The organism is Mesorhizobium sp. M0910 (assembly GCF_040319465.1).
GTDB lineage: Bacteria > Pseudomonadota > Alphaproteobacteria > Rhizobiales > Rhizobiaceae > Mesorhizobium.
On record NZ_JAMYNZ010000003.1, the window covers coordinates 563,651 to 584,401 of the forward strand.

Below are 20,751 nucleotides of genomic sequence, written 5' to 3' on the forward strand. Positions count from 1 at the left end.
GATGCAGCTATCAAGAAAGGCGCAACGGACCAAGACCGTGCTTGTCGCCGGCGGCGCCGGCTTCCTCGGTTCGCATCTTTGCGAGACAATGCTCCAGGCCGGCTGGCGCGTGATCTGCGTCGACAATTTCCTTACCGGCCGCATGGAGAACATAGCATCGATCGCCGATCGTCCGGATTTTCGGCTGATCAAGCAAGACATTTGCCGGCCGTTGGAGCCTGGCGAACCGGTGGATCGCATCTTCAACATGGCATGCGCGGCCTCGCCGCCGCGTTACCAGGCCGACCCGGTCCACACGACGCGGACTTGTGTCATCGGGACGCTCAATCTGCTGGAGCTTGCCGCCCGTAGTGGCGCCCGCTTCCTGCAGGCGTCCACCAGCGAGATCTATGGCGATCCCGAACAGCATCCGCAGAAGGAAGACTATGTCGGCCACGTGAACTGCATCGGCCCCCGCGCCTGCTATGACGAAGGCAAGCGCACCGCCGAGACCCTATGCTTCGATTATCTGAGAATGGGAAAAGCCGATATCCGTGTCGCGCGCATCTTCAACACCTATGGTCCCAGGATGGACCCTGCGGACGGACGGATCGTTTCCAATCTGATCATGCAGGCACTCGAGAGACGGCCGCTGACGATATTCGGCGACGGGCTGCAGACGAGGTCGTTCTGCTACGTTTCCGATCTGGTCGACGGCTTGATCCGGTTGATGGAGGTCGATCCCAATCCACGCAAGCCGGTCAATCTGGGCAATCCGGGGGAGTTCACCATCCTGCAACTGGCGAGCCTGGTGAGAGGCATGACCGCAACCAAATCGGACGTGAAATTCCTGCCGCTGCCGCAAGACGATCCTCGTCGTCGGCAACCCGATATTTCCCGCGCAAGGAAGCTTCTCGGCTGGTCGCCAAAAGTGCCGCTCAGGCAAGGTTTGATGCACACGATCGGCTATTTTGCCGAGCTTGAGACGGCGCAGATGATCGACAGAAGACGTCAAATTGCCGCCACCGTACGTTCTGCCTCAGGCCGGCTGCAAAACCTGCCGGCCTGAGGCGGGGAGCGTCTGGCCGCTGCATGATCGCGCGGTCGTTTCGGATTTGGTCACTTTTTCTCGTCGCGGGAACAACCCGTCCAGCTTCTGGTTCTGCCAAGGTACCGGCATGGAGACGATTGTGCATCCGAAGCGATCCGCCAAAGACATCGAGCAAATGGCCGCAAAGGAGACGGCTGCCTTCCTGCGGCGCGCCTCCATCACCTATCTGGAATGTTGCGTGAGCCTGATGATGACGCATCTTCAGCGCGAGGAGGTAGTCGCCATCCTCGAAAAGGAAGCGGATATGCTTCGCCGGCTGGACTGATCCTGGTCGAAGGGCCGCAGCTCCCCTTGGTTCTCCAGGAAACGAAGCAACATCGAGGTATAACGTCTTGCCGCGGCCGCCAGCCGGATCTGTTCCCGATCATCGCCAGATCGTGCAGCCATGCTCCACAAGCCAAGCTGGAACGCAAGATAGCAGGGCTCATAGTAGTGGACCAGATTGGCATGGACGGGACGGGAGGCTCTCGCTTCCACGGCCTTGCAAAGCGCCCCAGTCGCCGGGTCGGAGAGGCTGTACTCGACACGGGCGCCGGCAATGTCCCAGGCGATGTTCTGGCAGCCGATCAGATCGTGCGATCGGCAATGATCGAGGGCGTCCGTCTTGACCAGCGTTCCACTGCGCGAAAGGATGAACTCCCACGGGTGAAGCCGCCCGTCGATCTCGACCCGCTGCATGGTCTTGGGTGGAGCCTGTTTCGAGAACCAGGTCTGCAGCTCCGCCGCGCGGCCTTCGCCCAGCGCCTCACTTGTATTCCGCACGGCCATGTCCGCAAGCGCCTCCAGCCAGGCACCTGGCTCCGAGGCGGGCAGATTGGCTGCGCGCCAGGCGAGATAGCCCGCCAGGTGAGCGACCAATTTTTCTTTCGAAAGCGTTGCCCGGTCCAGCGTTGTGCCGTCGATCCAGCGTTCGACCAGAAAGCCATGGCACAGCCCGGCGACTTCCGGGCCAAAGCCTGCGTCGTGCAGCCTCCTGGCGGTCTCGGCCTTGTGCATTCCGATTTCACCGAGGCCGACGAATTTGACCGACCATTTTTCCCGGCCCGCGGAAGCGAGGAACTTCCGCCGCTCGAAGCCGCGATGAACGGGCGGCCAATGATCCTGCGAGCCATAATGCAAGCGACGCCACTCTCCGGCGGATATTTCCATCAGGCTGACCGCTGTGCGGCCGATCATTCTAGCCACCCAATCCCGCAGCGCCGGCAGAGCGGATCCAGCGGGGAAAGTCCGTTCGAAATCCGCGGTGTGTTTTTGGCACACCGTCCATGCCTCACGGATGTCCGCCGATGTCTCGGGGCCCGGGCCACGCAAATGACTTGGGAACAGATGGATGCGCCTGGTATCGATGCCCAGCGCTTGTAGCCATGCGACGACGGCATGGAACGAGCTGCCGGACAGACCCGGGCCCTCATCGACGATGGCAAAGCGGGCCGATGGCTTCGTCATCCAGCCGCCGATCAGCTCCGGATCGGCGGCAAGCCGCCTGCGAAACGGATGGCCGGTCGGACGGACGCTGACGGGTGCTGGCGCGCCGATGGCTGCAGCCACCATCGCTGCAAGCCCCAGGCCGATGCTGCGGATGCCGATTACGCATGTGTTCGCATCGAGACCCGACTGCCGCGCGGCGACGAAATAGCTCTCCGGATAAAGCCCGTAATGAGCGTAGCCCTCAGCCGCGCCGGTCAGAATGTCGCCATCGCATTCGAGTTCGGCCAACATTCGCGGCACTTCGGCATCGACCGGGCCGTCGACGGCGAATCCGGCCCTCCACGATCTGCCCACGTCCCGGGCCAAGCCGACCAGGAGATTTGCGCCCGCGATCCGTTGTGGAGAATTCCTGTCCGTGCCCTTGGCCTCGAATTCCGCGTCGGCAAGGCCCTGGACCAATTCCGAGACCTTGATGAACAGGCCGACCAGGGCTGCGTGCCGTCCGATCCCGCTTGGCATGTCCGCGATGTGCCCGGCCGCGTCGCGAGCCGAGGCGCGAACATATCGCGCGCTCTCAGTTTGCTTGTGGTCGCCATAGACGATCATTGTCCGTCCCGGTTGGCCTCATCCCCCGCTGCACAACTCGGCCGACGCTACTTTGATCCACCGTCGGTTGCACGATTTTTACAGCCGGCAAGGAACAATCCGGGAGGAAGGCGGTTTGGCACGAAGAACTTACCTTCAACAGCATAGGCAGCGGTTTCGTGGGATCGAAGAAAGTTCGGATCGGAATAGTCGGCGTGGGCAACTGCGCCTCCTCCCTTGTTCAGGGCATCACCTATTACCGCGACGCAAGGAGCAATGAGCCCATACCCGGGCTGATGCATGCCGATCTTGGCGGCTACCATGTCAAGGACATCGAGGTGGTCTGCGCTTTCGACGTCGCCAAGGGCAAGGTCGGACGTGATGTGGCAGACGCGATCTACAGCGCGCCCAACAATACTTTCCGCTTTGCCAATGTTGCACCTACCGGCGTTCGCGTCGAACGCGGACCGACGCTGGACGGCATCGGCAAATATCTGCGCGACGAGATCGAGGAGGCCGACGAGCCGGTCGCCAATGTCGGCAACATCCTCGCCGAAAGCGGCGCCGAGATCCTGGTGTCCTATCTGCCTGTCGGTTCGGAGGAGGCAACACGCTTTTATGCCGAGTGCGCGCTCGAGGCGGGCTGCGCCTTCGTCAACTGCATACCAGTCTTCATCGCCTCGCGGCCGGAGTGGCGCCGGCGCTTCGAGCAGCACGGGCTGCCGCTGATCGGCGACGACATCAAGAGCCAGGTCGGTGCGACGATCGTCCACCGGCTGCTCGCCAACCTGTTCCGTGAGCGCGGCGTGCGCATCGATCGCACCTACCAGCTCAATTTCGGCGGCAACACCGACTTCCTCAACATGCTGGAACGCGAGCGGCTGGAATCAAAGAAGATCTCAAAGACGCAATCCGTCACCAGCCAGATCGACGTTCCCCTGGAGCCCGGCAACATTCACGTCGGGCCGAGCGACCATGTCCCATGGCTGACCGACCGCAAGTGGGCCTATATCCGGGTCGAAGGCACGACCTTCGGCGGCGTGCCGCTGAATGCCGAGCTCAAGCTGGAAGTGTGGGATTCGCCCAATTCGGCCGGCGTCGTCATCGATGCGGTGCGTTGCGCCAAGCTGGCGCTCGACCGCGGCATCGCGGGCGCGCTGACCGGCCCCTGCAGCTATTTCATGAAATCGCCGCCCGAGCAGTTCACCGACGCGGAAGCCCGCCAGCGCACACTCTCTTTCATCGCTGGCAAGGACGAGCCGATGCTCGATGCGGCGGAATGACGACGACGTTTTTTCTGGTGCGCCACGCCGCGCATGACAATGTCGGCTGTTATCTTGCCGGGCGGATGGCCGGCGTTTGCCTCGGCGAGGCCGGCAGGGCACAGGCCTCGCATCTGGCTGACCGTATGGCACGCGAGCCGGTAGCGGCAATCTTCTGCAGCCCGCGCGAACGCACGCAGGAGACTGCCAATCCGATGGCGCTTGCCTGCAATGCCGGTGAAATCGTGATCCGCGAGGAACTCGATGAGATCGACTTCGGCACCTGGTCGGGAAAGACCTTCGAGGAGCTGAACAAGGATGCCGACTGGCGAGCGTGGAACGACCAGCGTCAGCAGGCGAGAACGCCGAGCGGCGAGACCATGCTGGACGTGCAGCAACGCGTCGTCTTGCTGATCGAACAGGTCCGCGGCACCTACCAGAACCAGTCCGTTGCACTGGTCAGCCATGCCGACGTCATCAAGGCCGCGGTGTGCAAAGTGCTCGGCCTGTCGCTGGGGAACTGCTTTCGCTTCGATATCGACCCAGCGTCGATCACCACAGTTGTTTGGGGGGACTGGGGGTCGAAGCTGATCAGACTCAACGAAGCTGCCTGACGAGGAATTTGCCGGATGCGCATGGTCATTTTCGGTCTTACCGTGACATCGTCGTGGGGCAACGGCCACGCCACGCTGTGGCGCGGATTGATCCGGGCGATGGCCGGGCTGGGCTGGTCCATCACCTTCTTCGAACGCAACACTCCCTATTATGCCGGTACACGCGATCTCGACCAGTTGGATGGCGGCAACCTTGTCCTTTACCCGGATTGGGAGGACATCCAGCGCGTTGCCGAGCAGGCGATGAAAGAGGCCGATGTCGTCATCGTCACCTCCTATTGCCCCGATGCCGTGAGCGCGTCGCGCCTTGCTCACCAGGCCTGTCGCGGGCTGAAGGTCTTCTACGATCTGGACACGCCGGTGACGCTGGCGCGGATCGAACAAGGCGAGCCTCCGGCCTATTTCGGGCCGGAAGGGCTTCGCGATTTCGATCTCGTGCTGAGCTACACGGGAGGAACCGCGATCGACGCATTGAGGTCGACGCTGGGTGCACGCCGCGTCATGCCGCTCTACGGCCATGTCGATCCAGAGCGACACCGGCCCGCCCCGCCCAGGCCGGAGTTTGCCGGCGACCTGTCCTATCTTGGAACCTATGCGGCAGACCGCCAGGCCGGGGTCGAGAGGTTGCTGGTCAGCCCGGCTGCGCGCCTGCCGGATCACCGTTTCATTATTGGCGGCGCACAATATCCGCAGGAATTCCCGTGGAGCGACAATATCTTCTTCGTCCGGCATCTGCCGCCGGCCGACCACCCCGCCTTCTTTTCATCATCACGAATGACCCTGAACGTGACCCGCGAGGCGATGGCCGAACGGGGCTGGTGTCCTTCCGGCCGGCTGTTCGAAGCCGCCGCTTGCGGGGCTGCGATGGTGAGCGACACATGGCCCGGACTGGAGGCCTTTTTCCGGCCCGGTGAAGAGATCGTCGTGGCCAACAGCACCGACGACGTGGTCGCGGCGCTCGACCTGTCCGACGCCGAGCTTGACGCGATTCGCCGCCGTGCGCGCGAGCGGGTGCTGGACGAACACACCTCGGCGCGGCGCGCGAAGGAATTCGACCGCATCCTGTCCGATGCACTGCACGGCTCCACGCATGGCGAGCCGTTGAAGGAGGCAGTTTGATGTTGGGCATCGTGCCCGCAGCCGGACGGGGAAGCCGCATCCAGCCGCTCGGCTTTTCGAAGGAGCTTCTGCCGGTCGGCAGCCGCATCGACGGCAACACCGAGCGGCCTTGCGCGGTCAGCGAATACCTGGTGCGCCGCATGGTGCGCGCTGGGGCCGACAAGATCTGTTTCGTCATCGGCTCGGGTAAGTCGGATATCCTGGAATATTATTCTGCCGGCTATGCCGATGCGGCCGCGCTGTTTGTGGTGCAGCCCTCTCCGGTCGGCCTTTGCGACGCCATCTTCCGCGCCGCGCCGCTCGTCGCAGCCGACGAGACCGTTCTGGTCGGGTTGCCCGACACGATCTGGTTTCCCGAAGACGGGTTCCTGGCCCTCCCGGACGACGGCCTGTCCTTCCTGCTGTTTCCGGTGGACCAGCCGGAGTTCTTCGATGCCGTCATTGTCGACGAGGACGGCCGGGTGAAGCAAATCCAGGTCAAGCAACAGAATGCCGCGTCGAACTGGATCTGGGGTGCGTTCAAGATGCCCGGCCGCACCCTTCATCAGCTCGCCGCGCTGTGGCGGGAACGGGACCGGTGCGACGAATATATCGGCACGCTGGTCAACGCCTATCTCGCCGCCGGTGGCCAAGCCTATGGCATCAAGGCTGGCACCGCCTATGTCGACGTCGGCACCTTCAACGGTTACCGCACCGCATTGCGGCTGCTTGAAAGCGCCGCCGGTACCAAGGACGACCAAGCCGCCATTACGCTGCCCGGCCACCAGCACGTCCCTATCCTCGCAGGCGAAGGAGGCTAGCCATGCTGCATTCCGATGCCGAGATCCGCCGCCGTATCGATGCGCTCGGCCCATGGTTCCACAATATGGAGCTGGCCGGCATCGAAACCGCTCCCGACCATTTCCTTGGCAATTATCCGCTGATCAAATGGCGCAAATTCGCCGGCGCGATTCCCGCCGATCTTTCCGGTAAGGCGGTGCTCGACATAGGCTGCAATGCGGGTTTCTACTCGATCGAGATGAAACGTCGCGGCGCCGGCCGCGTGCTAGGCATCGACTTCGATGAAGCTTACCTGGCGCAGGCGCGCTTTGCCGCCGAGGTCGCAGACTGCGACATCGAATTCCGGCAGCTCTCGGTCTACGACGTTGGCGCCCTGCATGAGCGGTTCGACATCGTGCTGTTCATGGGCGTGCTCTACCATTTGCGCCATCCTCTGCTCGCACTCGATCTGATCCGGGAGCACGTCGCCGACGACCTGATGATCTTCCAGTCGATGCAACGCGGCAGCACCAACGTGCCGGCGCTCGAGCAGAACTATCATTTCTGGACCCACGACCTTTTCGACCGGCCGGAATTCCCAAAGCTGCATTTCATCGAGCATCGTTACGCCGACGACCCGACCAACTGGTGGATTCCCAATCGCGCCTGCACCGAAGCCATGCTTCGCAGCGCCGGCTTCAAGATCGTGCTGCAACCGGAACAGGAGGTCTATTTCTGCCGCACCGCCGACGTGCCGGCCGGCGGCGGCGCCGTCTACCCGTCGAAAGGACAGATAAATGATTGAAGCCGCGATGATCTGGAACGAGCCCAACAACAAATCCCACTGGGATCCCGAGCTCGACCCCGACTGGAGCCGCTTCGCCGCTACGGCAATCCTGGCCGCCGACGCGATCGCGGCGGAGAATCCCGCCTTGACCAAGGTGCTGGGCGGCATCTCGCCGATCGATGCCGGCTTCATGACCCGGATGAAGGAATTCGGCGTGCTCGATCACGTCGACGCGGTCGCCGTACACGGCTTTCCGCTCGACTGGAACCTCTGGCAGATCCACGAATGGCCGCAGAAGGTCGGCGAGATCTCGGCTGTCACCGATCTTCCGGTATGGGTCAGCGAGGTCGGCGTGTCGACCTTCGGCGCCGAGGAGGTACAGGTCTGGGGCCTGCGCCGGACCGCGGAATTGCTGATCGGCAACGCACCGCGCATCCAATGGTACAGCCTCTACGACCTGCCGCGCGAGTGGGAAGCGACGACGCGCCATCGCGAGGCGGAAGGCTCGTCTTACTATCGCCATTTCTACATGGGCCTGCTTCGCCAGGACGGCACGCCAAAGCCCGCGCTCGAGGAGTTCCTGCACCACACGCCGGCATTAGGACTGGTGCAGTGGTTCCATTTCGAAGATCACCGGCTTGATGACGCCGTTGCCTGGATGAAACGCCTCGGCGTCACCAATCTGCGTACCGGACTTTCCTGGGCCGACAGCTTCAGGCCGAACGCGCTTGACTGGTTCGACCGGCAGATGGAGGCGTTGGCCGACTTCGACGTTACCGTTACTTTCTGCTTCACGCCGGAGCATCGCGGAATGATGCCGCACCACAGCAGTCCGCCGCTGGTGCCGGAGGAATTCGCCGAGTTCTGCGCGGCAATGACGCGCCGCTATGCCGGCAGCATCGCTGCCCCCTCCGTCGGCAGGCTACGCGCCTCCGCGGCGTGAGGAGCTTCGGCTCTCCCGCCATGACGCTCACCGTCCTCAACGTCGCCTATCCCCTCGCCCCGGTCGGGCCGGATGCGGTCGGTGGTGCCGAGCAGGTGCTGTCGATGCTCGACCAGGCGCTCGTACAGGCCGGACACCGCTCGATCGTGATCGGTTGCCAGGGCTCGAGCGCTGCGGGCACTCTCATCGAGACGCCGGCCGAACCGGGCGTGCTCGATGAAGCGGCGAAGCGCCGGGCGCAGCGTGCTCATCGCGCTGCAATCGCTACCGCACGCGCTCGCTGGCCAATCGACGTGGTTCATTTGCACGGCATCGATTTCGACGCCTATCTGCCGGGCGACGGGCCGACATTGGTGACCCTGCACTTGCCGCTCGACTGGTATCCGGCCGACGCTCTCAATCCGACACGGGAGGATCTGTGGCTGCATGCGGTATCAGCGGCTCAGCAAAGAACCGCGCCGCCGGGAGCCAGGCTCATCGAACCGATCCCGAACGGAGTGGACATCGACGCGCTCAGCGAGCGGCAGGCCAAGCGCGACTTTGCCCTCGTGCTCAGCCGCGTCTGCCCGGAAAAGGGCATCCATCTGGCGCTGGACGCAGCCAAGAAGGCCGGTGTGCCGTTGGTCATCGGCGGCAAAGTCTACCCTTACGAAACCCACACCGCGTATTTTGGCGACGAGGTCGAACCTCGGCTGGACGACCGGCGCCGCTTCCTTGGTCCGGTCGGCTTTGTCGCCAAGCGGCACCTGCTGAACACAGCCCGATGCCTGGTCATCCCGAGCCTCGCCGCGGAAACCAGTTCGCTCGTGGCCATGGAGGCGCTCGCCTGCGGCACACCCGTGGTGGCCTTCCCGAATGGCGCACTGCCGGATGTGGTTGAGCACGGCAAGACCGGGTATCTGGTCGGGGATGTCGACGAGATGGCGCAAGCCATCCTTGCCGCGGCCGGCCTGGATCCCGAGACCTGCCGGGCCGAGGCGCGGCGGCGCTTTTCACTCGACCGCATGGTTTCCTCCTACATGGACGCCTATCGGGCGCTGGCACGGCTCGGCACAGACAGCAGGCAGCTCGCGACGGCGAAGTGAGCGGGACATGCTCCGCGGTGAGATCATCGACGATCCGGCCGGCCTCGAAGCCCTTGAGCCACACTGGTGGGAACTCTGGTCGCGCAGTCCCTCGGCGACGCCGTTCCAGTCTCCCGCATGGTTACTGCCATGGTGGCGGACATTCGCTCCCGGCGAGCTAGCGACCGTCGCCGTTTGGAGTGGCGACGATCTGGTCGGCCTGGCGCCACTCTATCTGGAACGCCAGGACGCCGGCGCGCGGCTGCTTCCGCTCGGCATTTCGTTGAGCGACTATCTGGACGTCCTTTGTATTCCCGAAACCGCCGAACCGGTCGCCGTCGCCATCGCCGACACGGTTCTTTCCCTCGGCTGGTCGCAGTGGATCTTGCAGGACCTGCCTCCCGGCGGCGCCGGCCTTGCCATCAGGCATGCCGCGCTCGAATCGTGCCAAGCCGTCAGTCATGCCGCTTGCCCGGTGCTCGCTCTCGTCGGCGACCAGACGCTTCAAGGCTGTGTTCCGGCGCGGCGGAGGCGCCAATTGCGCCGCGCCCTCGGGGCCGCGTCGAGACGCGGCAGGGTCTCCATCGAACCCGCTTTGTCCGATCCGCAGACATTCCTCGATCACCTGATCCGCCTTCACCGCGCGCGCTGGGCCGGACACGGCGACGGGGTTCTGTCCGATTCCCGCGTGGAAGCATTCCACCGTCAGGCGCTGCCGAAACTGGTCGCACAAGTGCTTGCCCGATGCTGGCTCATCACCATCGGTGACGTGATCGTGGGCGCCTATTACGGGTTCCATCATCGGGGCCGCGCTTACGCTTATCTCGGTGGCTTCGATCCGGCCTATGCCGATGAAAGTCCCGGCGCGCTGCTCATCGGCCAGGCGATAAGGCAGGCGATCTGCGAAGGCGCGGAAGAGTTCGATTTTCTGCGCGGACAAGAGGCCTACAAATACAGCTGGGGCGCCGTCGACCGGTGGACGATGCGCAAGATCTGGACGCGGAGCAAAGGGCGATGAGCGCGACCCAGCCAGGACCTCGGCGGTCGACATCAGCAAGGCGGGTGCTGGAGGACTGCATGGCAGACGGTGCCGGCGTCGAAGCCGTCATCGCCAGGCTGGCTCTCCGTTTCGAGACAGGAATCGAACCCGCAGAACTGGCGAAGATTGCACAAAACACGCATTCGGCCGATCCGCGAAAGACGGCAAAATTACAACGGATCGCGGACCTGCTTCAGCGCAGGCCTGAGATCTTCGCCACGCTGCGCAAAATAGGTGCTGCCGTTCGGCACGAGCGTGGCGGTGGCGAGACCGATGATGCGGTCGTCAAGCGGCTGGCGGCCGGGTTTGACGCGGCGGCGGCGATCTCCCCGGCGGCGAGCGTCCAGCTGTCATCGCTGGGCAATGAGGAAAACCTCGCGGCCGCTACGGCTGAGATCGTTACATGGCTGGAGAGGCGAGGCTTTACCGGTACCGACCGCGACATACTAGATATCGGCTGTGGCATCGGTCGGTTCGAACAGGTGCTCTCTGCTCTATCGCACCGGATCGTCGGCAGCGATATATCCCCGGCGATGATCTCGATCGCCCGCCGGCGATGCGCCGGGCTCGGCAATGTAGAATTCCGCCCTACCCGCGGTTTCGACCTTGCCGATTTTCGCGATGCCAGCTTCGACCGCGTGCTGGCCGTCGACAGCTTTCCCTATCTGGTGCTGGCCGGCCTCGCGGAACGACATTTTGTGGAAATCGCACGCGTGCTGAAGAGGCCAGGCATGGCCGTGCTTTTGAATTATTCATATCGCGGATCGCCGGCGCTGGATCGCGCCGATGTCCATAAGTTCGCCAACGCAAATGGCATGCAAGTTGTCGTCGACGGCGAAAAGCCGTTCCGGCACTGGGATGGCGATGCCTTCCTGCTTACGATTTCCGGCGGAACATTGCGGCCCAACGCAGGTTCGGATGCCGAACGAGAAAAGCCGCTATTCGACAGCAGGAAGGAGGACGAGATGGCGTCCGGCAGCAAGAAGCACATCGGTCGCGGCAGTCACGGCAAAGGCGCCGGCGCTGGCGCGATGACCGATCTTCCCAAGGACAAGATCGGAGAGAACGCCGTTCTGTCCAACAGAGACAAGAAGCAGCACACCAAGGAGCGTGGGCTCGACGGCAATCGGGTTAAATCGGAGCAGTACCAGGATCATTCAGCGGATCGGCGGCCTGAAGACTGATCGTTGCGGCAGCATATGGCTTGCAGCCGGTGAGCAATTGAAACGCAGCGAGAGCCCAACCGCTGACGAAGCTGTGCAAGGACCGAAGCCGGTCGCATGGATGGCCTGCAAATTCTTGCAAACTCGCACTGTTGCCACCAGAGTGAGATGAAGGGACCAACATTTGCCAAGAGAACGCGATGTCTCGCGCAAGGGAAGATTCCGTCGGCACGCGCGCCGATCTGACGATAGACCGGGAAATCGCTTCCTTGCTTGCGGCAATCGAGCAGGAAAGGGTTCCTGACCGGCTGACCAAACTTGCGATCGAATTGCAGCATGCGCTTGTCGAAAGACGCTTGCGCGGAACCAGTAACTAACGTGACATATATTAGCGGCGCCTCTCGGCGTCGAAGTCCAGTTGTCCTTCGGACAGATAGCTGCGCCTTTCCATCAGGGTTTGCGAGGAACTTTCGCCTAGGTATTCAAGCACGCCGGCGCGGGCCCTGTTGAGCCGGCTCTTCACGGTTCCCACCGCGCAACCGCATATTTCGGCGGTTTCCTCATAGCTGACGCCCAGCACGCCTATTAGCATCAGAACCTCGCGCTGATGCTCGGGAAGGCTCTGGATGGCCTGGTGGACTTCCTTGCCCTGTACGGACCATTCCTGCGTCGCTTCCGAGATCGGCCGCAGCGAAGCGCAGTCGAGCAGGCCGGGCGCTTCCCTCACGGCGGCCCTGACACGCGTGTAGTAGGTGTTGCGCATGATCGTGAAGAGCCATGACTTCATGCGCGTTCCAGCTTCGAACTTGTCAATGTTGGCCAGGCCCTTGGTCAGCGTCTCCTGGACCAGGTCGTCGGCATCATCGGGAGTGCGGCAGAAGGTGCGGGCGAAAGCCCTCAAAGCGGGTATGAGGTCGACGATGGAAACTTCTTCGGCTTCGCGGGTCGCCAAGGCGTAGGCTGTGGGTGGCAATGGTTCAGCTCCCGTCCAGAATGAGTTCGCGAGCGCAGACCAGTTAAATGCATTGGGCGAAAGATCGTTCCGGTTGCGAAAATCACCCCGCTCCAGAAAACCGGAGAGGGCTTGGCTGAGCAATCCCGGCCGACGGCGATATTTTTGACGGAACAACCATCGGGATCGCGGAGTTCAAAATCAAGGTCGTCCGACAATTCGGGCGCCGCCATTTGGCGCGTCGAAATGCGATTCGCAGCGAGCCTTGGCCGCGACCTCAAGGGCGGCCTGCCACCTCAAGAAACAGGAGGAGTCCATGACAGGAAACAAGCACGCCAAAGGCAAAACGCCGGCCGATAGCGATCTTGCCAACGATCCCGGCATCGGCAGTTCCAGGGGCACGATCAAGGAGGGCGACCGGCTCGATCAGGGCACCAATACGTTCGAAGGCGATGTCGAGAACGACACCACGCCGCAAGGCGGTATCAATCCTCGGCAAAAGATGCGGACCAACAAGTGACCGGCCGCGCACGATCGAACAAACCTGCTGCAACCCGTGCAGCAATCCCGCGTTAAAGAGCATGAGCCTCGGGTCCGCCCCGGGCGTTGATGCGACAGGCTCTTTCGCGGAGACACAGATGACAAAAAAATTGTTTGGCCGCCCGGTTCCAATTCTCGTCGGCCTTGGTTTCCCTCGCTATGTCGAAAATATCTGGCAGGCCTATGACGTCTTAAATGAATGGCCGAGCCGCGGTCCGGCGCACAAGGCGGCGTTCGACGCCTGTCGCGCCGGGCTGGCTGACGAGGTCGACGTCGAGACGGTGCGTGCGGCGTTCGATAAATTCGCCCGCAAGGCGGGCATTCTGGCCTACGATATCGCAGCCGAAACACCAGCACGCGCCAAAACAGCTGCGAAGGCCTACGACGTTTGGCTGAAACGCCCGTCGGACAGTCGTGTAGACCCTGAAGACACGCAGCTTGCTTGAAGCGACACCTTGCTTGAACCGGGAGGAATCCGGTGCAGAGAATAGAGTTCGATACACCTGTTTGCATCTATTTCGGCAAGCCTGGGCGATCGCGATTGGTCAGTTCCGTTTTCGAAGCAGTACATTGCCTGAAAAGCGAGAAATGGCCGGCGCGCAATGCCCCACTGGCGCTGGCGGCCGCTGATGTATTGAATCGCGCCCGAACCGGTGAAATTACGGCCGGCAAAGCGCGGCAAGCGTTTGTCGACGCCGCGTGGGAGGCAAACATTCTTGTCGAAGGCGAGTCGCATGACGGGCATGCCCCGACAGCACAGCGGGTAAACCTGTAGGTGTCTCCCGCAGTTCCGTCCAAAGCCCGGCTTTATCTCGAGTGATTGGCGTTCTCGGCCTTTTTCTCGCGCTGCTGCCTGAGGATTTCGTCGGTTCCGACGAGCTTCTTCGATCCGCCCGGGATCGCGGTGGAGACGACCGCCGGCGGGTCGCTTGCCGGGAAGGAATCTTCCAGGCCTGCCTGCAACTGGTCTTCCAGCGTTTGCGGCTCTTCAGAGCGGCCGGGGGTCCTTCGGGTATCTACGCTCTCCAGGGGCTGTGTCATGTCCGGTGAAGACCTGACTTCTCGAATCCAGCCATAGAGCTGTTCGATGGCAAATTCCTTCATCGTGTCGAAATCGGCCTTTTCGTCACGCAATGCCTCGATTTGGTCGACCATGGTCTTCTCGAAACGTTCGAGGCTATCGCTTCCGCAAGCCCGGCAGAGACGCACCAGCGCCTCGCGCAGTATGAGTGGCGCAAAGTGCGCCGTTGCCTCAAGCCTGAGCTGCTGCAAACGCTCCGGGGTAGCGGCTTGGAACTTCGACATGCTCGACCTCTTCGCCTTGTGGAGCAAGTCAACGAAAATTGTCGGCGGATGTTCCATCGGCGGCCGCTGCATCGCTCGATCCTCAGCGGTGCGCGCCACCACCGACCGCCATGCGGATACCGAGACCGACGACGAAACAGCCTGCCACCCGCTGCTGCCAGAGCCTTACCTTCGGTCGTTTCATAATCCAGGCCCCGAGCGTGCCGGATGCGAGTGCATATGTGCCCAGCACCAGCACACCGGTCATTTTCTGGGTGCCACCGAGCAGCAGCAATTGCAGCGTGACCGATCCGCGAGCAGGATCGACGAACTGCGGAAGGAATGCCACCATAAAGGTTATCGGCCAAGGATTTATCAGATTGGCGATCATTCCTTCGCGTGCGGCCACAAGCGGTCCGACATTGCGCGGCTCCTCGACGGCGGCGCTGGCTGACGGCAACAGCACCAGACGCGATCCAAGCCAAACGAGATAGGCTGCACCCGCCCAGCGAAGCATGGCAAAGGCAAACGGCGATGCCTGAAGCAGCGACGATATGCCGAGGGCAAGGAGCGGCAGCTGGACCATACCGGCGCCGAGGGTCATTCCGAGGACGGTGAACAGGGCAATATCACGGCCCTGCCCGATGCCGCGCGCAATCACCAGCAGACTGTCGGGCCCCGGCGGCATCTGCATCAGGATGACCGTTCCGACAAAAGCCGTCCACGAAGCGGAATCCACGCCGCTACTTCGCCCCGGTTTCGCAAGATGCCTTCGCGCTGTCCTTCAACCGGCCGGCATCTCGCATCGTCTTGAGTGCTTCGTCCCTCGTCAGGCCGCACCTGCGGGCAAAAAAATCGATCTCATAGGCCAACTCGGCCGACAGGTCGTGTTTGGCATGCATTCTTCGCTTGTGTTTGCGTGCGCCCATTCAGGCTCGGTCCCGGATACGCTAGTCCTCCCGAACTCACATCGGATCAGTCGGTTCCACTGCCGGACCAATCCGCTTTCCGCAGGTTTTCTCACGCGCTGTCTGGCCGGCCCACCCTATCCTTGAGTTCGTTCAGGAACGCGAGCAGCGCGTCCTCAGGATCGTCGGCCTCTTCGGTCAGCATATCGATGCCCCAGTGGCCAAGAACAGCCTCCTGGACGATGCTCGGCTGCGACATGAAGATGAAGGATTTCGGGCGGCTCTTCTCGTAGCCCGACCGCCGCCAGGTCTGCCAAAGCCTGTGCAACAGCAGACGGATGTTCATATCAGACATGCTGTAGCCGATGAACAGGAGGGTGCGCCCCAGTGCGTCGGCGCGAAACTTCACGTCGAGCGGCGAATCGAACGAAAGCCGGTCGAAATAGTCGGTCTCCGCCAGGACCAGCGATTTGTCGTCGTCGAAATCGCCGTGGAATTTGATAATCTGCGTCACCTCGCCGGTCGTCTTGGGCAAGTCCTTTGCGTTGGCCACCTTCACAAAGGGCCGGCCATGAATCTCGAAGGCAACCTCGAGGTTGCGATCATAATTGGTGGTGTAGATGATCGGAAAATCGAGCGATACGATGAGCTTGTGGATTGCCGACCGCTGCACTTCTTCCCGCGAGACGCTCCATTCACGATCCATCCAACTGCGCAAAGGGCCGAGGCTCCCCTGCTTCAGCCGGTAATATTCGGCAAGCGCCTGATAGCTGGCCTCCGGTGCGCCGATCATGTCCTCGTCAAGGCCGAGCTCGTTTTGCATGTGTTCGATGAGCTTTTGCCAAGACGGCAAGCCGACGCTCATCGACACCCCGGCTCCAACGAACAAGATAGCTCGTCGCTCTTTCACCGATTGAGCCAGTTGCTCGACTGCGGACAGCATTCGACACAACTGCCAGAAGTGCTGCTCTGTTCCGACGGCGCCTGGACCATCGCAAGAATAACTCCGATTTCCGGTTGAGTGCCAACACCCAGATCGGCTGTCCCGAGTTCCGGTCGCCCGAGTTTGTCCGACCGAATCCGATATTTATTTCGTTCCCTTTGGCACTTCTGCGCCTCCTACGCGTTGGAGAGTGTTCAACAAAGACGGCGCAGCTAATGGATCGCCATCGGATTGTCTCGGTAGCATTATGTCTGTTCCTGCTTACGATCGGCGCCGTCCAGCAAAAGGCTTGGGCTCAAGCACCTTGCCCGGCCGACCATGACAAGTTGCTGGCCGCCCTCAAGGCCAACGTCAAATCCAGCGGCGGTCCCGGCAATGGCGGCTTCGACACTAATGAATGGGCGGCAGTCGTGGCTCGCGACGGAACTGTCTGCGCCGTCGCCTTCAGTGGGCCTACCGCCGACGCCCAGTGGCCTGGCAGCCGGCTGATCGCCGCCGAAAAAGCCAATACCGCCAACGGGCTCAGCCTCGCCCACATGGCGTTGTCCACCGCGAACCTCTATGCGCCGGTGCAGCCCGGCGGTCCTCTATTCGGCCTGCAGGCCACCAATCCGGTCAATCCAGCGGTGGCCTATGCCGGCGATCCTTCGACGTTTGGAAGCTCCAGCGATCCATTGCTGGGAAAGCCTATCGGCGGTGTCGTCGTGTTTGGCGGCGGCCTGGCTCTCTACGACGGCAAGGGGATCGTCGGGGCCCTCGGGATAAGCGGCGATTCCCCCTGTGCCGACCACAATGTCGCCTGGCGTGTGCGCGCCGCGCTCGGGCTGGACAAGGTACCGGCAGGCGTCAACCCAAACCGCAAGGACGCTATCATTTTCGACCTCGATCCCGGCGGCAAGAGCGCCTCCGGCTGGGGCCATCCATTGTGTGCCGGAAGCGAGGCGGACGTGGCGGCGGAGCTTGGCGCCGGGGTCGGCGGCTCGATACGCAAATGAGGAAAGGGCGACAAGTGGCGGCGAAAACTCGTGTGTCAGCCAAAGGCGGAAACAGGCCAATGGCTGCGAGGCTGGGATGGACGCTGCTGGCGGGGTTTGCACTGATGACGGCGGCGGTTGCTCAGTCTTTATCAGGCCCTGCGATAAATCCGCCGGCCGCGGCTGCTCCGCCCGACGACGGCCAGTGGGCGATGCCGGCAAAGAACTACGCCTCGACCCGCTACAGCGAACTTGCGGAGATCACCGAAGACAACATCAAAAACCTGCAGGTGGCCTTCACCTTCTCGACCGGCGTCAACAAGGGCCAGGAGGCTGCGCCTCTGGTCGTCGGCAACACGATGTACATCGTGACGCCGTTTCCCAACATCCTCTATGCGCTTGACCTTACCAAGCCCGGCGCGCCGATGAAGTGGAAATTCGAGCCCAATCCCGAGCCCGCCGCGCAGGGCGTTGCCTGTTGCGACGTGGTCAACCGTGGTGCGGCCTTCTTCGACGGGCACATCTATTTCAACACGCTCGATGGTCATGCCATCGCCGTCGATGCGGCCACCGGCAAACCGGTCTGGAACACCCATATCGGCAACATCAATATCGGCGAGACCATCACCATGGCGCCGCTGGTGGTGAAGGGGAAGGTACTGGTCGGCAATTCCGGCGGCGAAATGGGCGTACGCGGCTGGATCAAGGCGCTCGACGCCGGCGACGGGCACGTCGTCTGGACGGCCTACAATACCGGCCCGGACGCCGACGTGCTGATCGGCCCCGATTTCAAGCCGCATTACGACATGGACAAGGGCAAGGATCTCGGGGTGACATCGTGGCCGCCCGACGCCTGGAAGATCGGCGGCGGCAATGTGTGGGGCTGGATTTCCTATGACCCGGACCTCAACCTGATCTTCCACGGCACCGGAAATCCCGGTCCGTGGAATCCGGATCTGCGGCCCGGCGACAACAAATGGACCGCCGGCATCTTTGCCCGCGATCCCGACACCGGCGCAGCAAAATGGTTTTATCAATGGACCCCGCACGATTTGCACGACTACGACGGCATCAACGAACAGGTGCTGCTCGACATGACCTGGCAGGGCAAGCCCCGCAAGGTGCTGGTCCGACCGGAACGCAACGGCTACGTCTATCTGTTGGACCGCACTACGGGCGAAGTACTGTCGGCAGTGCCGTTCGGGCCTGTCAATTCCAGCAAGGGCGTCGACCTGAAGACCGGCCGGCTGATTGTAAATCCGGACAAGAAGACCGGCACCGGCAAGGTCGTCCGCGACATCTGTCCCACCGCATCGGGTCTCAAGGACTGGCAACCTTCGGCGTTCTCGCCCAAGACCGGCCTGCTCTACATCCCGCATAATAACATGTGCATGGACGAAGAAGGCGTCGAGGTGAATTACATCGCCGGCACGCCCTATGTCGGCATGAACGTGCGCATGATTCCCGGGCCGGGCGGCAATCGCGGTGCATTTACTGCCTGGGATGTCGCCGCCGCCAAGCCGGCGTGGAGCCTGAAGGAGAACTTTCCGGTGTGGAGCGGCGCGGTCGCCACCGCCGGCAACGTCGTATTCTATGGCACGATGGAAGGCTGGTTCAAGGCGGTCAGCGCCAGGACCGGCGAACTGCTTTGGCAGTTCAAGACGTCGTCCGGCATCATCGGCCAGCCGATCACCTATCGCGGCCCGGACGGGCACCAATATGTTGCGGTTCTTTCGGGCGTCGGCGGCTGGGCCGGTGCGATCGTATCCGGCGATCTCGACCCGCGCGACGCCACCGCTGCGCTCGGCTTCGTCAACGTCATGAAGGATCTGAAGGATGTAACCACGGCGGGAGGTACGCTGTATGTGTTCCGGCTGCCTTGAGACGATCGGCCGCGTTATGTGCTCACGGAAAACGCGTTCGCGGCGGCTTGCCGCCGCGGTTGGCGCACTGGCGCTCTCGCTTGTGGCCGCCGTTGCCGATGCGCGCGAGTTGAGGATCTGCGCAGATCCCAACAACATGCCGTTCTCCAATGCCGCCCGGGAAGGCTTTGAAAACAAGATTGCCGAACTCGTCGCCCGGGAGCTGGGTGCGACTGTTTCCTACACGTGGTGGGCACAGCGGCGCGGCTTCGTCCGCAACACGCTGAAAGCCGGCCTGTGCGATCTGGTGCCCGGCACGCCCACCAATCTCGAGATGCTGCGCACCACCGCGCCCTACTACCGGTCTTCCTACGTCTTCGTGACACGCAGAGATGCGCCGGAAATCGCGTCCTTCAACGATCCTCGCCTGCGCGATCTGCACATCGGCGTCCAGCTGATCGGCGACGACGGCGCCAACTCGCCACCCGTCCAGGCGCTCGGCAGTCGCGGCATCGTCGGCCATCTCGTCGGTTTCCCCGTCTATGGCGACTATTCGGCGCCAAACCCGCCAGCGCGCATCATTGAGGCGGTCGCGAATGGCGACATCGATATGGCCGTCGTCTGGGGGCCGTTGGCCGGCTACTTCGGTGCCAGGCAAAAAGTACCGTTGCGGATTACGCCGGTTACACCGCGAATCGACGGTCCGCTGCTGCCGATGATCTACGACATTTCGATGGGCGTGCGCCACGACGACGATGCGCTGCGCAGCGAGGTAGACGCAGCGCTCGCCAAACACCGCGCCGAGATCGATGCAATCCTGGCGGCATATGACGTGCCTCGCCTCGACGTCGCCGGGGCGGCAGCGCGATGAACCGCGGCCTTCCATGCGTGCTGTCGGCGATGCTCGTTCTTGCCGCTTGCCAGCGTGAGGAACGCGACACGCGTCCACAGTCGGCGCTCGGCTCGGGCGACCAACCGGCAGCCGTCACGGCCCTCGAGCCGGGCGGGCAGCGGCCAGCCTCGTCCAACAACAAGGCCGGAGTGTTCGAGGCCAACGCGTTCCACCTCAGCGAGGGCAAGCGTCTGTTCAACTGGTTCAACTGTTCCGGCTGCCATGCCAATGGCGGTGGCGGCATGGGCCCGGCGCTCATGGATCAGAAGTGGCTCTATGGCAGCTCGATCGAAAGCATCCACGCCACGATCAGGGACGGGCGGCCAAACGGCATGCCGAGCTTTCGGGACAAGATCCCGGACGACCAGATCTGGGAGCTTGCCGCCTTCGTCCGCGCGTTGAGCGGCAACGCGCCAAAATCGGCTGCGCCGAGCCGCGACGACGACATGATGCCCCATCCGTCCGAAAATCGCCTGCCGGATGCCGCGACTCTGGGGAAGTCGCCGTGAACCGCCTTGTTTGCAGCGTGTGCTGCGGCGCAGC

23 protein-coding genes and 1 pseudogene are annotated in these 20,751 nt (G+C 62.6%); 19 read left to right on the top strand and 5 right to left on the bottom strand.

The window, feature by feature from the left end; all coding sequences use genetic code 11:
• The first annotated feature begins 1 nt into the window (after nucleotide 1).
• A complete protein-coding gene (locus NKH78_RS10385; protein ID WP_352701920.1) occupies nucleotides 2-1,048 on the top strand; it encodes a UDP-glucuronic acid decarboxylase family protein in 1,047 nt (348 codons plus the stop codon).
• A gap of 243 nt (nucleotides 1,049-1,291) precedes the next feature.
• Here NKH78_RS10385 and NKH78_RS10390 read toward each other — a convergent pair whose 3' ends face one another.
• Nucleotides 1,292-3,124, bottom strand: a complete 1,833-nt coding sequence (locus NKH78_RS10390; RefSeq protein ID WP_352882813.1) for a hypothetical protein — start codon at nucleotides 3,122-3,124, stop codon at nucleotides 1,292-1,294.
• A 158-nt stretch (nucleotides 3,125-3,282) separates the two neighbouring features.
• On the opposite strand from NKH78_RS10390, the gene NKH78_RS10395 reads away from it, so the two are divergent.
• The 11 genes and pseudogenes from NKH78_RS10395 to NKH78_RS10445 all read left to right on the top strand — a co-directional run bounded on the left by NKH78_RS10395 (nucleotide 3,283) and on the right by NKH78_RS10445 (nucleotide 12,230).
• Nucleotides 3,283-4,386, top strand: a complete 1,104-nt coding sequence (locus NKH78_RS10395; RefSeq protein WP_352505425.1) for an inositol-3-phosphate synthase — start codon at nucleotides 3,283-3,285, stop codon at nucleotides 4,384-4,386.
• Entirely contained in the window at nucleotides 4,383-4,979 is a 597-nt protein-coding gene (locus NKH78_RS10400) for a histidine phosphatase family protein (protein ID WP_352737246.1), read from the top strand. The genes NKH78_RS10395 and NKH78_RS10400 overlap by 4 nt, the downstream gene beginning before the upstream one ends.
• Nucleotides 4,980-4,994: 15 nt before the next feature.
• Nucleotides 4,995-6,098, top strand: a complete 1,104-nt coding sequence (locus tag NKH78_RS10405) for a CgeB family protein (protein ID WP_352701929.1) — start codon at nucleotides 4,995-4,997, stop codon at nucleotides 6,096-6,098.
• A complete protein-coding gene (locus NKH78_RS10410) occupies nucleotides 6,098-6,898 on the top strand; it encodes a nucleotidyltransferase family protein (RefSeq protein WP_352737247.1) in 801 nt (266 codons plus the stop codon). Before NKH78_RS10405 ends, NKH78_RS10410 begins: the two co-directional genes overlap by 1 nt.
• A 2-nt stretch (nucleotides 6,899-6,900) precedes the next feature.
• Nucleotides 6,901-7,662, top strand: a complete 762-nt coding sequence (locus NKH78_RS10415; protein WP_352737248.1) for a TIGR04290 family methyltransferase — start codon at nucleotides 6,901-6,903, stop codon at nucleotides 7,660-7,662.
• Nucleotides 7,655-8,587, top strand: coding sequence for a glycoside hydrolase 5 family protein (locus NKH78_RS10420; RefSeq protein WP_352505431.1), 933 nt, complete (start codon nucleotides 7,655-7,657; stop codon nucleotides 8,585-8,587). The genes NKH78_RS10415 and NKH78_RS10420 overlap by 8 nt, the downstream gene beginning before the upstream one ends.
• 20 nt (nucleotides 8,588-8,607) lie before the next feature.
• Nucleotides 8,608-9,672 (top strand): glycosyltransferase family 4 protein, encoded by a 1,065-nt coding sequence (locus NKH78_RS10425; protein ID WP_352882816.1) that lies wholly within the window; start codon nucleotides 8,608-8,610, stop codon nucleotides 9,670-9,672.
• A gap of 7 nt (nucleotides 9,673-9,679) precedes the next feature.
• The gene (locus NKH78_RS10430) at nucleotides 9,680-10,669 is read left to right on the top strand and encodes a GNAT family N-acetyltransferase (RefSeq protein ID WP_352505433.1); all 990 of its coding nucleotides are present in this window, start codon (nucleotides 9,680-9,682) and stop codon (nucleotides 10,667-10,669) included.
• A 59-nt stretch (nucleotides 10,670-10,728) separates the two neighbouring features.
• Nucleotides 10,729-11,433: pseudogene (locus NKH78_RS10435) on the top strand (class I SAM-dependent methyltransferase); the annotation flags it as partial.
• A 222-nt stretch (nucleotides 11,434-11,655) separates the two neighbouring features.
• Nucleotides 11,656-11,874: a hypothetical protein gene (locus tag NKH78_RS10440; RefSeq protein WP_023676213.1), complete on the top strand. Its 219-nt coding sequence runs from the start codon at nucleotides 11,656-11,658 to the stop codon at nucleotides 11,872-11,874.
• A gap of 179 nt (nucleotides 11,875-12,053) precedes the next feature.
• Nucleotides 12,054-12,230 carry a hypothetical protein gene (locus NKH78_RS10445; RefSeq protein ID WP_254818813.1) on the top strand — a complete coding sequence of 59 codons (177 nt, stop codon included), beginning with the start codon at nucleotides 12,054-12,056 and terminating at the stop codon, nucleotides 12,228-12,230.
• Between the two features lie 11 nt (nucleotides 12,231-12,241).
• Here NKH78_RS10445 and NKH78_RS10450 read toward each other — a convergent pair whose 3' ends face one another.
• Nucleotides 12,242-12,826, bottom strand: a complete 585-nt coding sequence (locus NKH78_RS10450; protein WP_502899790.1) for a sigma-70 family RNA polymerase sigma factor — start codon at nucleotides 12,824-12,826, stop codon at nucleotides 12,242-12,244.
• Nucleotides 12,827-13,121: 295 nt separating this feature from the next.
• Here NKH78_RS10450 and NKH78_RS10455 point away from each other — a divergent pair, with 295 nt between their 5' ends.
• The 3 genes from NKH78_RS10455 to NKH78_RS10465 all read left to right on the top strand — a co-directional run bounded on the left by NKH78_RS10455 (nucleotide 13,122) and on the right by NKH78_RS10465 (nucleotide 14,120).
• A complete protein-coding gene (locus NKH78_RS10455) occupies nucleotides 13,122-13,325 on the top strand; it encodes a hypothetical protein (RefSeq protein WP_254818814.1) in 204 nt (67 codons plus the stop codon).
• Between the two features lie 118 nt (nucleotides 13,326-13,443).
• Nucleotides 13,444-13,791, top strand: coding sequence for a DUF982 domain-containing protein (locus NKH78_RS10460; protein WP_254818815.1), 348 nt, complete (start codon nucleotides 13,444-13,446; stop codon nucleotides 13,789-13,791).
• A 32-nt stretch (nucleotides 13,792-13,823) separates the two neighbouring features.
• Nucleotides 13,824-14,120: a DUF982 domain-containing protein gene (locus tag NKH78_RS10465; RefSeq protein WP_352701937.1), complete on the top strand. Its 297-nt coding sequence runs from the start codon at nucleotides 13,824-13,826 to the stop codon at nucleotides 14,118-14,120.
• A 32-nt stretch (nucleotides 14,121-14,152) separates the two neighbouring features.
• Here the strand turns inward: NKH78_RS10465 and NKH78_RS10470 are convergent, their stop codons facing one another.
• The 3 genes from NKH78_RS10470 to NKH78_RS10480 form a co-directional block, all read right to left on the bottom strand.
• Nucleotides 14,153-14,722, bottom strand: a complete 570-nt coding sequence (locus NKH78_RS10470) for a hypothetical protein (RefSeq protein WP_352701939.1) — start codon at nucleotides 14,720-14,722, stop codon at nucleotides 14,153-14,155.
• A gap of 10 nt (nucleotides 14,723-14,732) precedes the next feature.
• Complete coding sequence (locus NKH78_RS10475; protein WP_352505437.1) at nucleotides 14,733-15,368, bottom strand: LysE family translocator; 636 nt, start codon at nucleotides 15,366-15,368, stop codon at nucleotides 14,733-14,735.
• A gap of 281 nt (nucleotides 15,369-15,649) precedes the next feature.
• Nucleotides 15,650-16,480 carry an SIR2 family NAD-dependent protein deacylase gene (locus NKH78_RS10480; protein ID WP_352612097.1) on the bottom strand — a complete coding sequence of 277 codons (831 nt, stop codon included), beginning with the start codon at nucleotides 16,478-16,480 and terminating at the stop codon, nucleotides 15,650-15,652.
• A 215-nt stretch (nucleotides 16,481-16,695) separates the two neighbouring features.
• Between NKH78_RS10480 and NKH78_RS10485 the strand changes: the two genes are divergently transcribed.
• The 4 genes from NKH78_RS10485 (at nucleotide 16,696) to NKH78_RS10500 (ending at nucleotide 20,717) form a co-directional block, all read left to right on the top strand.
• Nucleotides 16,696-17,475: a heme-binding protein gene (locus NKH78_RS10485; RefSeq protein ID WP_352612095.1), complete on the top strand. Its 780-nt coding sequence runs from the start codon at nucleotides 16,696-16,698 to the stop codon at nucleotides 17,473-17,475.
• A gap of 104 nt (nucleotides 17,476-17,579) precedes the next feature.
• Nucleotides 17,580-19,337 carry a methanol/ethanol family PQQ-dependent dehydrogenase gene (locus NKH78_RS10490; protein WP_352612696.1) on the top strand — a complete coding sequence of 586 codons (1,758 nt, stop codon included), beginning with the start codon at nucleotides 17,580-17,582 and terminating at the stop codon, nucleotides 19,335-19,337.
• Between the two features lie 16 nt (nucleotides 19,338-19,353).
• Nucleotides 19,354-20,187: a substrate-binding domain-containing protein gene (locus NKH78_RS10495; protein ID WP_352737249.1), complete on the top strand. Its 834-nt coding sequence runs from the start codon at nucleotides 19,354-19,356 to the stop codon at nucleotides 20,185-20,187.
• A complete protein-coding gene (locus tag NKH78_RS10500) occupies nucleotides 20,184-20,717 on the top strand; it encodes a c-type cytochrome (protein ID WP_254818823.1) in 534 nt (177 codons plus the stop codon). Before NKH78_RS10495 ends, NKH78_RS10500 begins: the two co-directional genes overlap by 4 nt.
• The last annotated feature ends 34 nt before the right edge of the window (nucleotides 20,718-20,751 follow it).